This is a genomic window from Streptomyces sp. CB02414 (genome assembly GCF_001905385.1).
GTDB lineage: Bacteria > Actinomycetota > Actinomycetes > Streptomycetales > Streptomycetaceae > Streptomyces.
Genome location: NZ_LIPF01000003.1, coordinates 499,313 through 517,681 on the forward strand (window position 1 = coordinate 499,313; position 18,369 = coordinate 517,681).

Genomic DNA, 18,369 nt, shown 5'->3' on the forward strand with positions numbered 1-18,369 from the left:
CATGAAGCACGAGTACGAGGCGAAGTTTCTGGCCGTCGACGCCACCGGCCTCCAGGCCAAGCTGACCGCCCTCGGAGCCGTCCAGGCGTTCCCGCGCACCCTCCTCACCCGCAAGATCTTCGAGAACGACTCCCTCGACGGAGGGGCCTGGATCCGCCTTCGGGACGAAGGCACCCGGTCGACCCTCACCCTCAAGCAGGTCATCGACGCCACCACGATCGACGGCACCAAGGAGATCGAGACCGAGGTGTCCGACCTGCACGCCATGGCCGACATCCTGCGGCGGGTCGGCCTCACCGAGGTGCGCTACCAGGAGAACTACCGAGAGGAGTGGCGCCTGGGCGAGGTCGCCTTCGACTTCGACACCTGGCCCGACCTCCCCACCTTCCTGGAGATCGAGGGGCCCGACGAGGCGTCGGTCCGGCAGGCCGCCGCGCTGCTGGACCTCGACTACTCCGAAGCCCGCTTCGGCAGCGTCGACGAGATCTACAAGAGCGAGGCCGGCCGCGACATCCTCGCCGAGCCCACCCTCCTGTTCTCCGACGCCGAGAAGCAGGAGGACGCTTCCTCCGCTGCCTGCAGCCACTGATCAAGGGGGCGGACAAGCCATGCTCACGGAAGCCGCATTACGGCACAGGGTGATCCCGGGGATCGCCGAGTTCGCACGCGGCGGACTGCCCGCACCGGCAGCCACCGATGACGGCAACGAGTGGGTCGACGGATCGTGCTGGCTCTACTGCGGGCAGCGGTGGACTCGCGTCCTGTGGATCGGCCCCGCCCGTGTCGCAGGCGCCCAGGCGCCGATGTACGCCTGCGGGCCCTGCATCCGAGCCCTCCAGGAGCGGGTCTGGCAGTCTCTCCTCAGCCGGGACGAACCAACTCGTCGTGCTCGGCCGAGCGATGCGACCTCCCCTGCGTCGGCCTCAGCACGGCGGGCCGGCAGACATCGGGGCCGACGAGGATCTCTCCGCCGCGGCTAAGCCCCCGCCCTGGTCACGGAAGTGCCTACCGTCCCCCGCGGTATGAGCCCCGCGACCAGGGCGGGCCTGCGGGGTACTACATCCCGCTTGGAAGGTCCTCACGATGCCCTGTGGTCAATCCCGCGGCGCATGTGTTGGAGGACAACCTCGCCCACGCACCGCCGCCACGCGCAGGCCGTTACGGTCGGCTCATGACAGCAGGGGAGCGCGTTGTCGTTGTCGGGGCTGGGGTGGCTGGGCTCACCACAGCCGTGGTTCTCGCCGAGGCCGGGGCTGCCTGCACGTGATCGCCGAGCAGGTGCCGGGGACCACGTCGCTGGCTGCTGGGGCGGTGTGGGGGCCTTACCTGGTCGAGCCGAAGGACAAGGTCGACCAGTGGGGACAACGGTCCTTGGAGATCTTCCGGGAGCTGGCCCAGGATCCGGCGACGGGCGTCCGGCTCACCAGTGGCATCGAGGCATCCCGCACGACCGAAGCCGCGCCGGACTGGGCCACCACCTTGCCAGGTTTCCGACCGTGCGAGCGGGCCGAACTTCCGGCCGGGTTCATGGCGGGCTACCGGTTCACTGTGCCACTGATCGACATGCCCACCTACCTCGACTATCTCCTGTGCCGGCTCCGCGATGCCGGCGGTGTGGTCGAGCAGCGAGGGCTGACCTTGCTCTCGGACGCCGGTCCGGCATCGGCGATCGTCAACTGCGCTGGCCTCGGTGCGCGCGACCTAATTCCGGACCCTGACCTCCGGCCCATCCGCGGCCAGCACGTCGTCGTCACCAACCCCGGGCTGACCGAGTTCTTCTGCGAGGACACCGGCCTCTCCCCGGACCTGCTGTGCTTCTACCCGCACGGGGACACCGTCGTACTGGGCGGCACGGCGATCGACGGCGAGGGCGATTTGGCCCCCGACGACAAGGTGGCGGCCGGTATCCTCGCCCGCTGCGCCGAGGTCGAGCCCCGCCTCGCCCAAGTCCGCGTCCTGGAACACCGGGTCGGCGCTCGACCGACCCGCGCCACGGTCCGTGTGGAGGAAGAGGTGGGGGAGGACGGCACCGTGGTCGTGCACAACTACGGCCACGGAGGCGCCGGCGTCACGCTGTCGTGGGGGTGCGCCGAGGAGGCTCGGGCGTTGCTCTCCGTCAAGTGATCTGCACGTGGAAGAACAGACGTTGCGACGTCCGCAGCGCGAGATCGCTCAAGGCGCCCCGACACGCTTGTAGCCGACCCACAACCGGCCACCGGTCTGCCCAAGCACCTCGTCCACGAGGGCCACGAGGGTCTCGGCTCTCCCGTCCAGTACCTCCTGTAGGCCGTGGTGGAGGCGCGCGCTGAGCCCTGGCGCAGTCGTCTCAAGACGGCGTGCCAGCCACTTCCCACCGCCACCCCACGAACCGCCAACGGCCAGTGCCAGCTCGCCGGTGCGTCGGACCAGTTCGGTCGCGATGAAGAGACGTTCGCTCTGGTTGTCGCTTCCTGCGAGGTCGTCCAGCAGGTCGGTGATCGCGTAGCGGCGGTCGTCGATCTCTTCCGACGACACCGGTGGTGGTCCGGCGGCGGTCAGCTTCCGGGCCTGCGCGGCGAGGCGGGCCCCGAGTCCGTCGGTGTCGAAGAGCAGCAGTCCGTCGGCACACATCCACAGCAGCGGTGACCGGCGCTTGCGCAGCTCCCGTTCGACGTAGGCGTGCCACGTTGCCTCGGTGTGCACGAACATCTCCACTGGCCAGCCGGCGTACTGGCGGCTTGCCCGGTAGGGGGCTGGGGCTCCGTGGAGCAGGACCACGATGTCGAGGTCCGACGTGGCCGTTCGGCGGCCCGTCACGACGCTGCCGCCCAAGAACGCGGTGCGCGCTTCGGGGTGCTGTTCATCTACGACGGCGCGTGCGGCCTCGATCGCATCCATGCGGCAACTATCAGCACTGCTCCCACCGGGTGCACGCCGTTTTCCGCGGCTGGACAGCGAGGTCTCGCGCCCTGCGTGTCAGTTCGCCGGGGGCAGACAGCAAAGATCCACGAATGACTGGTCAGCGTCGCATGGGCATGTGAACCTGGACGACCTACTCGCAAAAACACCAGGTCAAAGAGGTGATTGCCGTTACTGCGGCACCCCAGGGTCCCGGATTCTCCACCAGCGTCGAGGCCCTGCGGCTGCGTGAGTGGCTGCTCGGCCCGGGCCAGGCGACACTCGTGATGGATCAGTTCTCCGCCGACGACTTCCACCTGGTCGTCGACGACCGCGCGGACGTACACGTCAACTCGAGGGACGGAACCTTCTATCTCGGATGGTTTCCGTCCGGCCGCCCTGGTACCGACGGCGAGGGGTGGAAGATTGCCGTCACCGGTACGGCCAAGGTGCGCGGCTACCAGATCTCCTTCGACACCGAGACGCCGGCCGATGTCGTCGCTGCCGCAGTCGAGCGCGTGCTGAAGACGTCCCAGCGCGTGTGACAGCCAGAGACACGAGTCGGCGCCCTGGGGAACCTGTCGTCTGCCTGGTGAGAGCGTGACGGAGTAGCCCCGCATCTGCCACCCGAGGTCGCCGGAAGGCCAGTCCAGCACGTCCATTCAGTTGCACGCACCGCTGGCGGCATCAAGCCCCAGCCCCCAGCCCCTTGGAGGCGTACCTGCATCCCGAATTCCCGATCGATCCACCCGCTCCGGCCTGCGTCCCGTCCGCGTACTGGGTCGGTCCCCGGCACCTGGCCGGTGACGACGGGCGCCTCTACGATGCCGTCGCTGACACGCTCGCCAACCTGGGTTGGACTAGCTTGACGCTCGTCCGCGGGCCCCGGGAGCCGGATGAGGCGCCGGAGGACCGGCAGGTCCTGCGCAGCACCGTCCTGCATATCAGCCCCGACTCCCTGCGGTGGGCGCAATGGGTCCTGCCGGACGAGCCGTTCCACCTGGGCAACCTGCCGGTCGCCTGGCAAGTGTCCGCTCATACGGACCCGAGCAGTCCGTTCGCCCAGTGGTCGGCCTACTTCACCCCCGATATCCCGGGGGAGATCCTCGCCGGCTTCCTGGCCGCGCTCGACTCCCGCGCTCAGCCAGCCCTGCCGTGCGGTGGACCCGAGCTGGTCGTCGACGCGGTAACGGCTCACGGGTGGCTGCGTGACGTCGACCAGCCCAGGTTGGGCGCGGTGGATGCGATGTTTGCCTCCCACATCCGCCTCGGTGATATGCCGCCCCTCATCCAGGACGGCGACCCGCTCGCGCTGGTGGCTGAGGCGGATGAGGCGGCTCTGGCCGGGTGGCAGGCGTGGGCCGAGCCGGTGCTCGGTGCGGGCTACCTGTGGGCGGCTTCGTTCAGCAGCAGCGTGCCGCACGACCTCGTCGCCGCGTTCGCCGACTCCCTCAGTTCCAGTGCGCCGGTGCTGCGCCGGGTGCTGCCGGAAACCACACGCGATCGGCTGCTGCGCGCTCCGGCCTGCTGAGGGCCTGTCCAACGCATGGAAGCCGGGCCTCCCCTCCGGGGAGGCCCGGCTTCGTGTACCCGCCGAGTGGGCCACCGTGGGTGTGCGGCCGGTCAGCTTCCTTCGTACAGGGCGCGGAATTCGAGGGTGTCTTCCGCGGTGGCGATCTCGGCCAGGCGTTCGAACTCCGCGTAGTCCTCGTCGGTCATGATGGCGACGGCGTCGCTGACCACGGATCCGTCGGGGAGCTTGGCGAAGTACTTCGTGAGCAGGTCGACGAAGGCGGCCTTCATCTCGTCGAGCTCGCGCTGCCATTCGTCTTCGAGCTGTATCTGCGCAATCGCGGCGGCCTTTTCCTCCGGGGTGAAGGTGATCAGCAGGTCGCGCTCGGCACGGGTGAACGGGCGTCCGTCACGGTGGTAGGGGCGCTTCCGGATGTCGGGGTGGTCGAGGTCCAACGTGATGAGCAGGAGGACGACTTCGGGGCGAACGGAGGAGCGCATGGGTGGTTCCTTGTGTGGTGTCGTGAGATCGGTTTGTGCTGGCGAGAAGCAGGGTGTTCGCGGAAGGGTGGTTCTGAGCGTGGGCCGGTGGCGGGGGCGCCGCGCGCTCGACTGCGGTGGGGACGAAGGTGCCAAGCGAAGTTGTGGGGCTTCTGGGCACCAATGGTCCGGAGGACCGCCGGTTTGGCCAACCGGCGATCGTCGGCTATGTTCCGGCCAGCTTTCGCTGGTCAGCGCCGTCGGCTGGGGTCGTTCACGGCGCTGGTGGCCGGTTGCGTGACGGGCGCGAGGGGTGCGGTGCGGCGAGTGCCCATCGTGGCCGCTCCGTCGGGGCTTGCGGGTAGGGCAAGCAGGTGTGCACTGCGGCGCAGGCGCCACACCAGGACATCGCTGATGGAGTCGGCGGTGTCGAGCTCACGTCGTCGGGCGGCGTCGGCCAGCAGAACGGCCGGGTCGTGGCCAGCCTTCCGGACGTCGTCGAGGGTGGCGGCCAAGGCGGCCCAGCCGGCCTCGGCGCGGATCCGCTCGGCAAGCTCCGGCAGCACCTGCTGGAGCAGGGCGGCGTGCCGCTGCCGAACACGCGGCGCCAGACGTTGGCCTCGCCGCTGCAAGACGGCTCTCGGCTCGGCTGCTGCGGTTTCGTAGGCGGCGCGAAGGTGTTCAGCTGCCTGCTGGGCTGCGGCGGCCTGCTGACTGTGATTCCTCCGAGCGTGCCAGTTCGACGCGGCGATGGCGAGGAAGAAGGCCATGTCGATGAGCATGGCGGTGGTGGCGCCGCCTTCCCCACGACCCAGGACTGGGCCGCTGTGGACGAGGTCACGGGCGGCCTGGCGCAGAACGCGGTCGCGCTCGCGTACAGCCCTCACGTGGGAGCGGCTGGCCCGCTCGAACACGAAGGCCGCCTCGCGCAGCTCCCTGCGGGTGTGGGCGGCGGAGGTCTGGGCCAGTGCGTCCAGGATCTCCCCCGCCGCTGCGATCTGGGCCGCTGCCGCGCCGTCATCACCGTGATCGATGACCAGGAGGGCCTGCCAGGTGGCTGCGGTGGCCCGGCGCCGCGCGAACGCGGGACCTGTCACATCCGGCAGGACCGGCTGATCCCGCCCGGAGCCGCCCGCCGAGGCCACAGCCTCCACGGGCAGGGCCCAGCGTTCGCGGATGCGGGGCAGGGACAGATCGGGTGCGAGCGTGGAGCCCGCGTAGAACACCGGCTCCTTCTCACCGTTGCGGTCATCGGGCAGGGCTACCTTGTAGCCGAGCAGGTCACCTGAGGGCGCGACGCGCTTACGGATCAGAAGACCGGCGGCGGCCAGCCGGTCAAAGAACTCACCCTCGCTGCCGGCGCCGGCGACAGCGTGCCGTACGGTCTCCCGCAGCTCCTCCCGCGCCGGACGCGGCCTGCCCGTGCGTTCGGCCTTGTGCCGCTCCGCGCTGGTGGTCCGCTTGGCGGCGGTGCCGTCCCCGGGCGCGACCTGGTGCAGGCCGAGTTCCTTTTCGATCAGGCGGCACTCGGCCTGGGCGCGTTTGCCGGAGCGGTGGTGGTCGGGGCGGCGGCCGTCCTCGCGGACGAGGGTGGCGATGATGTGGATGTGGTCGTCGGCGTGCCGGACGGCTGCCCAGCGGCAGCCGGCGCCGTCGCCGGGGTCGATGCCGGTGGCGGCGACCATACGGCGGGCGATGTCGCCCCACTGCTCGTCGGACAGGATCGGGTCGTCGGGCGCGGCGCGCACCGAGCAGTGCCAGACGTGCTTGTCGGGACGCCGGTCCGCGTCGAGGAGGGACAGGGGCTGGTCGAGGAGGTGCTGGAGGTCCTTCTTCGTCGCCGAGGGGTCGCGGCCTGGGTCGGGGGCCATATTGTCGAAGGAAGCGACCAGGTGCGGGTCGATGTGCTCCTCGTGGGTGCCCTTGCCGTACAGGTAGTGCAGGAGCCCGAGGGTGTTGCTGCCCTGCTGGTGGATCCGGGGGATCAAGCCGCTCGGCCCTCCTGCCCGTTGGCGACCCTGTCGGCTGCCCGCTGGACGGCCTGCGCGGCACGCTGCAGGTCGGCGAGGGCGGCGGCGAAGTGTGGTACGTCGGCATCAGAGTTGAGTGCCTTGGCGATCTGGTTGACGTTGCTGCCCGCCCAGCCGAGCTGACGGCGCACACCGAACAGGGCCGTCAGAATGTCCCGCTCGGTGGCGATGGCCGCTGCGGTGCGGGACTGGTCGCGGGCGGCGGTCAGGGCGGAGTGGGCCAGGAATCCGGCCACGCTCATGCCGACGTGGTCGGCGCTGGACTGGATGATGGCGAGTTCCTGGTCGTTGAGGCGGACGCTGTGAGCGGGGCGCTGCTTCTTGTCACGCGGACGCGACTTCCCCTTGCTGGCTTCGCCCTTGCGGCTGGCCTTGCCTGGCTGTGGTCCGCCCTCGGTCGCAGCCTTCCCGTCCGGTGCCCCCTGGTGCCGGACGGGCCCCGCCACCCCCGGGGCGGGATCGGGTTCGGGCGCTCCCCCTGCGGGGGAGTGTCCGAACCTCCAACTTGCTCCCGACGGGGCGGGGGCGGTCGGCAGGGATTCCTCGTGAGGCATGGGATTTTCGTGGTGCTGGGTGTGCATGGGGCCCTTCGGGTCGGGGTCTGGTTGGGAGTGCTGGTGCTGGGGGATCAGCGGGGTGGTTCGCCGGGCGTGGCCTTGAGCTGGGCCTTGAACTCGCGGACGACTCCTCCGACGTCGTCGCTGGAGACGGTGTAGCCGACCGCGCGCAGAGCGGTCTCGACCCGGTCGCGTCCGACGCTGCCGGTCTCCTCGTAGATGCGGCGAGCGTGCTTGAGGATGACCTCGTCGGAGGCGCGGGCTTTGCCGGTGTGCCGCTTCTTCCGGGCAGTCGGTTTCCGCTCGCGCCTGCCCGACACGCTGCCCGCGCTGTTGCCCGTAAGCGCGGGGCCGTCTTCGGCATCTGCCCGTGCGGGCAGCCCGGGCACCGGGCGGGCAGGCTCCGAGCGGGCAACCGGAGGCGCCTCGTCGTCACCCGGGTCTGATGGGCGTGGGCGGGCAGCGTCCTCTGTCCGAGGCAGTGGTGCCGGGCGGGCGGAGCGCGGGCGGCTGTGCCCGCCTTCATGAGCGGGGGCCGAGGCCGGAGTCTGCCAGCGCGGAGGCAGCGTGATGGAGGCGAGGCCGAGGGCCTGCTTGCGCGTGGCGAGCTTGCGCAGCAGCAGTTCGTCCTGGAGCGGGTCGCCATCGACGTCGGCCCGCTCCAGCGCCTCGTGCAGGCGTTCCGTCAGGCATTGTTGCCGCCGCTTGCTGCGCCGGCGGGCGGTCATCGACTCGGCGCGCAGGATCAGGGCGACGGCTTCGCTCAGCGCGCGGTCGCGGATGAGGCGGGCGGCATCGGCGTCCTGGTCGGCGATCCCGAGCCGGGCCAGGAGGCGTTCGCGTGCCTGGCGGACGAGGACGGCGGCCAGACCGCGTGAGGCGGCGTCGGGGGCGCGGTGGCGCAGCTCGATGCCCATGGCCAGGTGCCACAACATCGCGGCCATGACCGGGCCGACAAAGGCCCGCACGGTGCCACCGACTAGCCCGGACTCGGCATAGGCGGGCAGGATCTGCACTGCGGTGATGACCCAGGTGAGGGTGCCGGGCAGGCCGGGTGCCTGCTTCGGGCCGTTGAGGTTCTGCCGGGCCATCAGGGCAGTGGCGAACAGGGCCAGCTCGGCGGCGGCGAACATCGCGACGCGCTCGGCGGTGCCGCCCATGTCGAGATAGTCGGCGGCGAACCGCCAGCTGGTGTCCGCGCTGTAGGCGGTGCAGCCGAGCGCGGCCACGGCCGCGACCGGCACCGCGGCGGCTCCACGCCAGCGGTTGGTGTGATGCCGCCGGCGGCGCTGCTGGCGGAGAAGCCACCCGGCGAGCAGGCCGAGCAACACGGGCGACACGAGGAGCGCCGCGGTTATCACCGGGGAGGTGGCCCAGTCAGGGAGGAGCGTCGTGCCGCTGATCCGTATGGCGAGGGGAACGGCGTCGAGAGGAGGCAGGAGGGGGCTCCAAGGCGTCGGGGGGGTGAAGGCGAAGGGGAATCGACGGCGCGCTGAGCAACCGCCCACGCGAGTGGCTGGCGCGGGCGGGGCTGGTGTGAGCGCGGGTGATGCGGCGGGGCCAGCCAGGAGAGGGTGCTAAGGCGCCAGTCAGGCGGCGGGCGCTGTGCGGCGTCGTCGGTCGGGGCCGTCGAGGATGACGCGCTCCGTCATCTCGGCGAGGCGGGAGGCGACGCGGTCACCGAGGGTGACGCGCAGCTGCTCCATCGGAAGGTTGGTGGTGATGAGGGTTGGGAGCATGTGCTCGTACCGGTGGTTGATGAGCCGGTAGGTCAGCTCCTCGGTCCATTCGCTGGTCTTGGCCGCGCCGAGGTCGTCCAGGAACAGCAGCGGGCAGCGCGCCAGGGTCTGCAGCTCCCGTTCGGCGTCGTGGCCGACGCGGGGGCGCAGGCGCGCGTGGAAGTCGGCTGTGGTGGTCGCTTCCCAGCGCAGACGGACCCCTCGGGCGAGCAGGGTGCGGACGGCGCCGTACGCCTGGTACGTCTTGCCCGTGCCCGTGGGGCCGGCGATCAGCAGCGACGGGCCCTCTGCGATGCCCGGCCCGCCGGGGCCGGGGCGTCCAGCGCGGGCGATCTCGTCGGCCCAGGCTGTGGCCTTCGGGTGGTCGGCCAGGGCTCGGCGGTAGCGGGCGGGGATCCTGGCGTCGGCGAGTTCCAGCGCGGTGACGGGCTCGGCGTGCCCGTCCTCGACGGCGGCGGTGGCGAGGTCGATGCCGCGACTGGCAAGGATGGCGTTGAGCCGGTCGGCGAGCGGGCCGACCCGGTGGGGCTCGCGGGTGAGGGTGGCGGTCAGAGGTCACCTCCGTAGGCGGCTTCGACATCGGCGGGGTTTGTCCACGCCCTGTGGACAACTGGCGCGGTGGGGGCCGCGTTCATGGCCTCGTGCACGAGGCTCGGCAGAGTGCTGGGATGCAGGCCCTTGGCGCGGTGCCGTTCCAGGCCGGCCCGGATGTGGGCGGGGGCGATGCCCTCGCCGAGCAGCTTGCGCACCTCGCGAGCGAGATGGCCCAGGACGTCCTTGGGCGGACGGTGTGTGCAAGCGGCGGCGTACTCGGCGATGAGCTCGTTGGCCGAGACGGCGTGGGGTGCGGGGGCGCTCGCGCCCCCCGAAGGGGTATTTCCTAGATCCATGATCCTAGGTCCTAGATCCGGACGCTGAGGCGTCACCGCTCCCTCACTGAGCCCTCCCTGGTGCCTCACGGAAGGCTCGCCGAAATCGCTCTGACCTGCTATTTCGTCATCAGTGACCGGATTCAGCGCAGGCTCGCGTATTCGCCCGGAGCCCTCACGGAGGACTCCGTGAGGCTGCGGTGCGGGCTCCGTGATGCCGACTTCCGCAGCCAGCGCATCGACGCCGGGCGCGGTGCGAGCCTGCGTGTCGTGGTGCGGGCAGGCGGGAAGACGGCTCGCGCTGGGGCGGTTGATCTTCTGATGCTGCCGCCAGGTGACGATGTGCAGGTAGCGCTTGTCGCCCGGGCCCTTGTAGCGGCATATCAGCCCAGCGTCGGCGAGCTGGGCGAGGTCCTGCTCGACAGCTCCAGGCGTGTGTTCCGGGCGCAGTGCCCACAGCTGCCCGGCGATGATCGCGGCGTGGTCGCGGTGCCGGCCCTGGTCGTCAGCCTGGGTGAGCAGGCCGAAGAAGGTGCGCTCGGCGGTCAGGGAGACGGCGGCCAGGGACTCGGAGACGAAGGCTTCCGGCTTGATGGTGCGGATTCGTGCCAAGAGGGGCGGTCCTCACTCGGTGGCCGGTAGGCGGGATGCCCACGGTTCACCGTCGGTCGGGGCGGGTCGGGCGTGAAGGGGCGTGGGATGTCTGGCCGTTGACGCGGGAGCGTTGATGGCCGCTCGTGCTTTCCGGGGTGTCGTCAACATAGCCACACCCAGGTCGCGCAAGTCCAGCCCTATCCGGCGCAATCTCTCACGGCAGAAATGCCGCTGGAAATAGAGTCGGCGAGGGCGGTGCGAAAACGGTAGGGCACGATCGGCGGTTGACCAAATAGTTGCCGCGCATCCCGAGCCAGAAGGATCATATCGGGAAGCCGTTGACGTCCTGCGAGTGACGAAGCTACAACACAACACCCCACGTCAGAGAGGGTCTGCGGTGTCGGTTCCCGTTCGGGGGATCCGGCCTTGCGCAGCACCCCGACCGCCTCGCTCACCGATTGAGCGCGGCGCAACATAGCCGACGATCGGCGGTTATCCAAACCGCCGAATGCACGCTACAACTGGAGCTATGGCAGCACGATCCCTGGAAATAGGACCCGCAGGATTGACGGTGGCCCGCACCATCGAAAACCTCCGCATCGAACGCGGCCTTGGGCAGCGCCAACTCGCGGCGCGCTGTACCGCCTTGGGCCGTCCTATGTCCAACACGATGCTGTCCCGCATCGAACTCGCCAAGCGGCGATGCGATATCGACGACCTCGTCGCCATCGCCGCAGCCCTGCAGGTGTCACCCGCCGCCCTCCTCCAGGGACCGGGCGCCGCCTGAGCCGCTCACGCAGCCCCTCCCCGACCTCCCGACCAGGAGCCGCCCCCTTGCACCGATCCACGCCCGCGCCCATGCCTCACAGGCCGTCCGACGCCCCTCCACCCCGCCTCTACCGCCCCGAGGAGATCGCCGACACCCTCGGCTGCTCGGCCTGGTGGGTCAAGGACCGAGCGCGACGGCGCCTGATACCGCACACCCGGGTCGGCCGCGCCTACCGCTTCACCGCCGAGCACCTCGCCGACATCATCCGCCTCTACGAGCAGCGGCGGGCACAGCCCGCGCAGACAGCCGCACGGGCGACCGAACCGCTCTCCGAGCCCGGTACGCAGACCGGCGCCGCGCAACCTCGCCGCCCTGCCGTGGCGCCGACTACCCGCCTACGGGCCCGCCCGCCGCGTCGGCAACAGCAGTACGGCACTGCCGCGTGACCCGATCGAATCTGCCGTAGACGAGGACAAGGAAGAGAGGGGCAGCGGGACTTGGGTTTCGCGGAGAAGCGCGGAAGCTACTGGCGCGGCCGGTACAAGGTCGCGCCCGGCAAGCACAACACGGTGGTCGACGAGAACGGCAAGGCGCTCAGGTTCGCCACCAAGGGCGAGGCCCAACGGGCCGCGGCCGAGGCCGAGAACGCGTACCGTCGCGGCGACTGGCGCGACCCGGCCCTTGGCCAGGAGACCTTCGGCGAGTATGCGAACCGCTGGTACGAGTCCCAGGACCTGGCCGCCTCGACCATGCAGAACTACAAGCGCCACATCGAGGAGCACCTGCTCCCCGAGTTCGAGGACAAGGCGCTCGCCGGCATCCTGCGCACGGACGTCGACCTGTGGGAGAAGAAGGAGAAGGCCCTCTATGCCGCTTCCAGCGTCAAGACCTGGCGCTCGACGCTCCACCTGATCTTCGAGGACGCGATCGACGAGGGCCTGATCACGTCCAACCCGGCCGCCCGGCGGCGCGGACGCGGCAAACGCGCTGGCCGCTCCCGAGACCGTGGTCCGGAGAAGGTGGTCACCGACGCGCTCGGCATCCTGCTGACCGCCGAGCGCGCCGCCCTGCTCTCCGGCCGTGACGACGAGTTCGTCGCCGTGGTCCTCAAGGGGTACACCGGCATGCGCTGGGGCGAGATCGTCGGCCTGGAGACCGCGTTCGTCCGCCCTGGAGCCGTCCGGGTCGAGTGGCAGCTGTACGAGCTCGACTCGGGGGAGTTGGTGCGCTGCCCGCCGAAGGACGACAGCTACCGCACCATCGACTCGATGGACTGGCTGTCAGCGCTGGTCGCGAACCACATCGCCCGCACGAAGCCCAAGCCGTGCCCCTGTCACGGCAAGACCTACGTCTTCCGAGGACAAGGCGCGGCCCGTACCGGGGGCCACCAGGGCGCGAAGCTCGTCGACGTCGCCCGTCGTGCCGACGTTTCGACCGGCACGGTGTCTAACGTGCTCAACCACCCCGAACGCGTCACCGAGGCCACGCGAGCGAAGGTCGAGCAGGCCATCGCGGACCTCGGGTTCGTGCGGGGCGGCGTCGTGCCGGAGCATGCCGCCCACTGGCGCAGGAACGGTTTTGCGACCTGGCTGTTCACGCCGGCGGTCTCCGGCTGGTACCCGAAGAAGGCGCCGCAGGAGCCACGGCCGGTGCCCTTGCTCGGCGAACCGTGGCCCGGCGTCCCGGCCCGGGGACGGGGTGCCAGCGATCGGGCTGACGCCTGCTGGCTCCCGATAGCCAAGGGGCTCACGCCCCACGGCCTTCGCCACACCCACCGGACGATGATGGAGGACTTGGGAACCGAGAAGGTGCTCATGGACGAACGCATGGGCCACATCGACGGCTCGGTCTCGGCGCGCTACGCCCACGTCACCCCGGGAATGCGACAGCGCCTCAAACTCGGGCTGACCGAGCAATGGGAGGCGGCGCTCGACGTCCGACTGGCGCTGTGCCCGACGTCGCCAGTGCGCGTGCTCAGCGATCTCCTACGCGCTCGCGCGATCGCCCTTCGGTAGCTCTACGTTGCCCCGCAGCATGCCTGCGGGGCATGCTGCGAATGTGGGGAGCCATACCGTTCGTCGGCTCGTGGCTCACGGAGCGCTATGCCGCTGACGCGACCTCGATGCTCTCCACGATCCGCGGTGGCAGGACAGCACGGGCCGCGCCGCTTTCAGGGGAGGCGAGGTACCGCAAAAGCCCTACCGGCTGTTCCGGCCGGCCTAGGGGAACGGGCTCCACACGTCGCCACCCTCTGGCGGATGCAGCCTTGATTGCCGTCAAGTACGTGCTCTCGCTCATGCGGCCTAGTGTCCGTGCACGCATCAGCAGGGCAGCCAAAGACACCTGCCAACGCCGCTTCAGTTCGAACAGGGTTGGCCACTCAACCGTGGTCGGCAGCTGGTCGTAGATGTCCTCGGCGGGCATGAGGAAGGCTGCCGCGAACTGGTGGGCCTGCGTCTCGACCTCTTTGACGCCCCAGATCTGCTCACCATGCAGTACGAGATGGGCGAGTTCGTGTGCGGCATCGAACCGGGATCGGGCACGGTCGTCCTTGTCGGTGCCCAGAACGACGACAGGGTGGTCGGCGAAGGGTAGAGAGAAGGCATCGACGTCTGCGCTGTCGAGGGGAAGACGGATCACGGCGACCCCGTGTGCTTCCAGTAGCTCAACGACATTCCCGACCGGGCCCGAGGGAAGCTCCCATAGGGACCTGACGCGGGCGGCGGTCTGCTCGATCTCGGCTGCAGGGACGTCCAGCCCGCTCACGGGGATCACGGGTACGTCGCTTGCGTGGAACCGCTGCGCAGCTGAGGCCCGGACGGCCAAGTCGTGTGCGACATGAGCGATCGCTCGGGCGCGGCGGCGGTCAACCACCGATGTTCGGCGGAGCGACCGGAAGAAGCCCTCGTGGCTCTCGGTCATCGCCTCGTGGAAAAACGCGGGGGGTACCGCGAGGATCTCGGCCAGAGTGCCGACAGACTCTGGGCTCGGGCGCGCCGCCCCGCTCTCGAACTGACTGATTGCGGCAGGTGTGAGGCCAGCCTCTCTGGCCAGCTGTGCCTGGGTCAGCCCGGCCAACTCGCGGGCTGTTCGAAGTCGAGTGCGCTCGAACGCCTGCGTGCTCATCTCTCCCCTTGTCTGTCCTTGCTTGATCTCGGCCCCCACATCTTGGCGGATCGCGGAAGCCACGCACGCCCCAGGGGGCGCCACCGGCATAAGCACTACGATCTGAGTGTAGAAGGCCGCGCGGAAAGTCGTGCCGTGATATTAAGTACTCTCGAAAGTGAAGATCCGGCTCGGGGGCCGGATCTTCTGGGAGCCGTGGCGCCGGGGGCGGTTGAACTGACAGAGCGTTTCCAGATCTTGGCCTTGGACGGCGGCGGATTTCGCGGCATGTTCTCCGCAGCGGTCCTGACCCGCTTGGAGGAGGATCTCGGCACCCGGATCGTCGATCACTTCGATCTGATCGCGGGCACCTCTACGGGTGGCATCATCGCGCTGGGCCTCGGCCTCGGGCTGTCGCCCCGGGAGATCCTCACCTTCTACACCGGCCACGGCCCGCGGATCTTCCGGGATCGCAGCCGGATGCGCGGTATCCGGCACCTGGTGCGGGCGAAGTACGGCGCCGAGCCTTTGAAGGCAGCGCTCACCGAGGTGTTCGGTGACCGAACCTTCGGGGAGAGCACCAAACGACTCGTGATCACCTCGTACAACGTCGCCGCCGATGACGTTTACCTGTTCCGGACCCCGCATCTGCCCACCCTGAAGCGGGACTGGCGCGAGAAGGCTGTGAACGTCGCACTCGCCACCTCTGCCGCACCGACCTACCTGCCCGGGATGCCGTTGGACGGAGCGCGCCTCATCGACGGCGGCGTGTGGGCGAACAACCCGACCATGGTCGCGCTCACCGAGGCGGTGGGCCCGCTCTCGGTTCCGCTCAAGGCGATCCGGGTGTTCAGCCTGGGGACCACGATCGACGTCCGCAGCCGCCATCGCCGTTTGGACCGCGGCGGCATGCTCCCTTGGGCTCGCGACGCCGTGGAGGTGCTTATGCGGGCACAGAGCGAGAGCGCCGCCAAACAAGTGAAGCACTTCGTCGGGAAAGCCAACGTGCTCCGCCTCAATCCGACGGTACCGACCGGCGCCGTCGCGCTGGACAAGGTCGACACCGACACCCTCTACGGGCTCGCCGGCCATGTGAGCCGCGACGCTTCGCCCACCGTCCATCGCATGTTCTGCGATCACCGCGCTCCGGTGTTCGCGCCCTTCTACCCCGCACGTGAGGAATGACGTGGACTCGCTCGATGAGATGCTGTCGATGCTGCTCGACGGCGCGGTGGAGGTGCTCGACATCTCCCCCGAACTGCATGACAACGCTGTTGAACGCTACGAGGAGGTCGGCACCTGGCTCGCCGAGAACGGCAGCCCGGGGTGGCAGATTTATCCCCAGGGCTCCTTCCGCCTGGGCACCGTGGTGCGCCCAGGCTCACCCCGTGGCGAGTACGACATCGACTTGGTCTGCCGCCTGCCCTTGCGCCCGGAGAGCACTACGCAAGAGCGGCTCAAGCAGCGGGTCGGCGATCAGCTGACTGCCTACCGTAAGTGGAAGCAGGACCGAGGCCACACCGACGGCCCGGAATCCATCGAGTCTCGCCGCCGCTGCTGGACCCTGGGATATCCGGGGTTCCACCTCGATGTCCTGCCGGCCATCCCGGACGAGGACCGCCCACCCACCGGCATCCGCCTGACGGACAAGGATCTCTGGCAGTGGCAGCGCAGTAACCCAATCGGTTACGCGGACTGGTTCCGGCGTCGCTCGGAACTGTCCCGCCAGATTCTGGAGAAGCGACACGCCAACGTCGCGGACGTTCCCACCTGGCCAGTTCGCAGTCCCCTGCAACGCGTCGTGCAGATCCTCAAGTGGCACTGCATGATCATGTTCGCGAAGGACGTCGACAACCGGCCGCCGTCGATCCTCATCACCACGCTCGCCGGACACGCGTACAGCGGTGAGGATGATCTGTTCACTGCCGTGCGCAGCGTGCTTGACAACATGCTGACCTTCATCGAGAGGCGCGAAGGCCAGTGGTGGGTGCCCAACCCGGCGCATGAGGCAGAGAACTTCACCGACAAGTGGAACGAGTACCCCGAGCGCCGGAAGGCTTTTCACGCCTGGTACGACGAGATCGCCACGACGGTGATCGAACTCGCCGGCATGGAGACCAAGGGCCTGGACGCGGTCTTCGAGCGACTCGCAAAGTCCTTCGACCCCGCCCCTGTCCGCCGGTCCTACGAGCGCTACGCCGCCCGCGTGAGTGCATCCACCAACAACCGAATGGGCCCCACCGGACTGCTCTCCCCGACCACGGCCGGCCCCCGCAAGCCGAAGAACACCTTCTATGGCCAGCATTCCTCACCGCGCAATTAACCTCGGTCGGCAACTGGCCGCGATCAAGGCCGTCCTTCCCGAGGCTAAGGGAACGGTGCGGGGCGGTGAGCTCGTCTGCACGGCCTTCCTCCAGCCCACCCCCGCCAGCAGGCGCTACACGGTACGGATCACCTACCGGCACCGACACCGACCGCGCGTGATGGTCATCGACCCGCCCCTGACTTTGCATCCGCGTGCCACCGCCTTGCCGCATGTCTATGCCGACGGCGACCTGTGCCTGCATCTGCCTGGGGAGTGGAAGGAGGACATGCTCCTTTCACACACGATCCTGCCGTGGGCCTCGGAGTGGCTCCTGCACTACGAGGTGTGGCGGGTCGTGGGGCGCTGGACTGGCAGCGGCCACGACTATGCCGTGCCGCCGCCCGCTGAGCCCGACGATGGGGAGTAGCCGACCGTCGGGCGGCGTGAGCCGACCAGCTCCTGATCCCAGGGGAGCCGCATTCCGAAGTCGGCTCCCAAATGGCTCCCAAAATGGCCCCCGGAACCACTCAGGGGCCCGACCCGCTAAGCGGATCAGGCCCCTGACCTGGTACTACGGCGTCGGGGTGGCGGGATTTGAACCCACGACCTCTTCGTCCCGAACGAAGCGCGCTACCAAGCTGCGCCACACCCCGATCGTCGCCGCTCTCGCGGCGACGTCGTTTACTTTAGCCCACCCGGAGCCGGAGACGAAATCCGGTTTTACCAGCGGCGGCGCAGTGGGTTCGGGCGGATGTGGTCCAGGGCCACGAGGAGGACGCCCAGGGCGTAGAGGGAGAGGCCCAGGAGGAGGGCGTTGCCGAGGACGCCCCTGTAGCCGTGCTGGTCGACGTCGAGGAAGGGGTAGAGGTAACGGTCCTCGGTGCCGGGGAGGAGGAGCTCGCCGCGGGCCAGGGAGAAGGCCAGGTAGGCCAGGGGGTAGAGGAGCCACGCGGCGGCCTGGCGCAGGTGGAGGCGGCCGGGGGTGGTGAGGAGGAGCCAGTCCAGGGCCGCGGCGGCGGGGACGGCCGTGTTGAGGATGTGGGTCGCGGTTGCCTGCCAGCCGTTGGCGGCGACCGCCCCGTCGGTCAGGAGCAGGTGGTGCACCAGGCCGGCGGCGACGACGTAGAGCAGGGCCGCGCCGGTCAGGGCGCCCGGCAGGGGGCGGCGGGCGGACCAGGCGCGGCGGGCGGAGGCGAGCATGACCAGGGTCAGCAGGATGCCGCTCTGGAGTGTGAAGTGGCTGACCGTCCGCGTGGCCGGGCCGCCCGTCACCAGGGTGAGCGTCACGCCCGTCAGGGCCAGCAGCGCCGTGACGATTCGGTAGGCGGCGACCAGGGGGCGGCGTACCGGGGTGATCACGGCGGTCGCCGGGACGGGGGAGGGGAGCAGCGTGGGCGGGCCCGGGACCGCGGGGAGGTCCGGGATGTCCCTGGGTATCGGGGCTGTCATGGGCTCAAGCTAGACAGACCGGATATATGCGGCTACGTGAGTGGGCCGTGTGGGTTACCCGTTACCCGTTACCCGCCCGTCCC

17 protein-coding genes, 1 tRNA gene and 2 pseudogenes are annotated in these 18,369 nt (G+C 69.6%); 10 read left to right on the plus strand and 10 right to left on the minus strand.

The genetic code is table 11. The features are described from left to right. Position 1 precedes the first annotated feature (1 nt). Both AMK11_RS13315 and AMK11_RS13325 read left to right on the plus strand, forming a co-directional pair. A complete protein-coding gene (locus AMK11_RS13315; RefSeq protein ID WP_073726541.1) occupies positions 2-589 on the plus strand; it encodes a class IV adenylate cyclase in 588 nt (195 codons plus the stop codon). A gap of 582 nt (positions 590-1,171) precedes the next feature. Beyond that, positions 1,172-2,124 (plus strand): annotated as a pseudogene (locus AMK11_RS13325) (FAD-dependent oxidoreductase). A gap of 48 nt (positions 2,125-2,172) precedes the next feature. On the opposite strand, the gene AMK11_RS13330 reads toward AMK11_RS13325, so the two are convergent. Next, positions 2,173-2,877 (minus strand): nucleotidyltransferase domain-containing protein, encoded by a 705-nt coding sequence (locus AMK11_RS13330; RefSeq protein WP_073726545.1) that lies wholly within the window; start codon positions 2,875-2,877, stop codon positions 2,173-2,175. 182 nt (positions 2,878-3,059) lie between these two features. On the opposite strand from AMK11_RS13330, the gene AMK11_RS13335 reads away from it, so the two are divergent. Together AMK11_RS13335 and AMK11_RS13340 are read left to right on the plus strand one after the other, a co-directional pair. Further along, complete coding sequence (locus tag AMK11_RS13335; protein ID WP_073726547.1) at positions 3,060-3,422, plus strand: DUF317 domain-containing protein; 363 nt, start codon at positions 3,060-3,062, stop codon at positions 3,420-3,422. A 164-nt stretch (positions 3,423-3,586) separates the two neighbouring features. After that, positions 3,587-4,408 carry a DUF317 domain-containing protein gene (locus tag AMK11_RS13340; protein ID WP_073726549.1) on the plus strand — a complete coding sequence of 274 codons (822 nt, stop codon included), beginning with the start codon at positions 3,587-3,589 and terminating at the stop codon, positions 4,406-4,408. Between the two features lie 92 nt (positions 4,409-4,500). On the opposite strand, the gene AMK11_RS13345 is transcribed toward AMK11_RS13340, so the two are convergent. The 6 genes from AMK11_RS13345 to AMK11_RS13370 all read right to left on the minus strand — a co-directional run bounded on the left by AMK11_RS13345 (position 4,501) and on the right by AMK11_RS13370 (position 10,676). Then, on the minus strand, positions 4,501-4,890 hold the full coding sequence (locus AMK11_RS13345; RefSeq protein WP_073726551.1) for a hypothetical protein: 390 nt from the start codon (positions 4,888-4,890) through the stop codon (positions 4,501-4,503). 230 nt (positions 4,891-5,120) lie between these two features. Continuing rightward, on the minus strand, positions 5,121-6,857 hold the full coding sequence (locus AMK11_RS13350) for a relaxase/mobilization nuclease domain-containing protein (protein ID WP_073726553.1): 1,737 nt from the start codon (positions 6,855-6,857) through the stop codon (positions 5,121-5,123). Continuing rightward, complete coding sequence (locus tag AMK11_RS13355; protein WP_073726555.1) at positions 6,854-7,345, minus strand: plasmid mobilization protein; 492 nt, start codon at positions 7,343-7,345, stop codon at positions 6,854-6,856. Before AMK11_RS13355 ends, AMK11_RS13350 begins: the two co-directional genes overlap by 4 nt. A gap of 182 nt (positions 7,346-7,527) precedes the next feature. Further along, positions 7,528-8,817 carry a hypothetical protein gene (locus AMK11_RS13360; protein ID WP_073726557.1) on the minus strand — a complete coding sequence of 430 codons (1,290 nt, stop codon included), beginning with the start codon at positions 8,815-8,817 and terminating at the stop codon, positions 7,528-7,530. Positions 8,818-9,045: 228 nt separating this feature from the next. Then, positions 9,046-9,747 (minus strand): ATP-binding protein, encoded by a 702-nt coding sequence (locus AMK11_RS13365; protein WP_073726559.1) that lies wholly within the window; start codon positions 9,745-9,747, stop codon positions 9,046-9,048. Continuing rightward, complete coding sequence (locus tag AMK11_RS13370; protein ID WP_073726561.1) at positions 9,744-10,676, minus strand: hypothetical protein; 933 nt, start codon at positions 10,674-10,676, stop codon at positions 9,744-9,746. The genes AMK11_RS13365 and AMK11_RS13370 overlap by 4 nt, the downstream gene beginning before the upstream one ends. A 511-nt stretch (positions 10,677-11,187) precedes the next feature. Here AMK11_RS13370 and AMK11_RS13375 point away from each other — a divergent pair. The 3 genes from AMK11_RS13375 to AMK11_RS13385 all read left to right on the plus strand — a co-directional run bounded on the left by AMK11_RS13375 (position 11,188) and on the right by AMK11_RS13385 (position 13,442). Next, a complete protein-coding gene (locus AMK11_RS13375; RefSeq protein ID WP_041824705.1) occupies positions 11,188-11,445 on the plus strand; it encodes a helix-turn-helix domain-containing protein in 258 nt (85 codons plus the stop codon). Positions 11,446-11,516: 71 nt separating this feature from the next. Continuing rightward, the gene (locus AMK11_RS13380) at positions 11,517-11,873 is read left to right on the plus strand and encodes a helix-turn-helix domain-containing protein (RefSeq protein WP_073726563.1); all 357 of its coding nucleotides are present in this window, start codon (positions 11,517-11,519) and stop codon (positions 11,871-11,873) included. Between the two features lie 51 nt (positions 11,874-11,924). Continuing rightward, positions 11,925-13,442, plus strand: a complete 1,518-nt coding sequence (locus AMK11_RS13385; RefSeq protein WP_073726565.1) for a LacI family DNA-binding transcriptional regulator — start codon at positions 11,925-11,927, stop codon at positions 13,440-13,442. Between the two features lie 85 nt (positions 13,443-13,527). On the opposite strand, the gene AMK11_RS13390 is transcribed toward AMK11_RS13385, so the two are convergent. Next, complete coding sequence (locus tag AMK11_RS13390) at positions 13,528-14,553, minus strand: helix-turn-helix domain-containing protein (RefSeq protein WP_073726567.1); 1,026 nt, start codon at positions 14,551-14,553, stop codon at positions 13,528-13,530. 195 nt (positions 14,554-14,748) lie between these two features. Between AMK11_RS13390 and AMK11_RS13395 the strand changes: the two genes are divergently transcribed. The 3 genes from AMK11_RS13395 to AMK11_RS13405 are packed head-to-tail and all read left to right on the plus strand — an operon-like array spanning position 14,749 to position 17,264. Beyond that, positions 14,749-15,717 carry a CBASS cGAMP-activated phospholipase gene (locus tag AMK11_RS13395; protein ID WP_206745202.1) on the plus strand — a complete coding sequence of 323 codons (969 nt, stop codon included), beginning with the start codon at positions 14,749-14,751 and terminating at the stop codon, positions 15,715-15,717. Between the two features lies 1 nt (position 15,718). Further along, positions 15,719-16,855 (plus strand): nucleotidyltransferase domain-containing protein, encoded by a 1,137-nt coding sequence (locus AMK11_RS13400; RefSeq protein WP_241846960.1) that lies wholly within the window; start codon positions 15,719-15,721, stop codon positions 16,853-16,855. Beyond that, the gene (locus AMK11_RS13405) at positions 16,827-17,264 is read left to right on the plus strand and encodes a hypothetical protein (protein ID WP_073726571.1); all 438 of its coding nucleotides are present in this window, start codon (positions 16,827-16,829) and stop codon (positions 17,262-17,264) included. The genes AMK11_RS13400 and AMK11_RS13405 overlap by 29 nt, the downstream gene beginning before the upstream one ends. Positions 17,265-17,416: 152 nt before the next feature. On the opposite strand, the gene AMK11_RS13410 is transcribed toward AMK11_RS13405, so the two are convergent. Next, positions 17,417-17,490: transfer RNA gene (locus AMK11_RS13410), tRNA-Pro, on the minus strand. Positions 17,491-17,523: 33 nt separating this feature from the next. Next, a pseudogene (locus tag AMK11_RS13415) lies at positions 17,524-18,286 on the minus strand (Pr6Pr family membrane protein). Positions 18,287-18,369 lie beyond the last annotated feature (83 nt).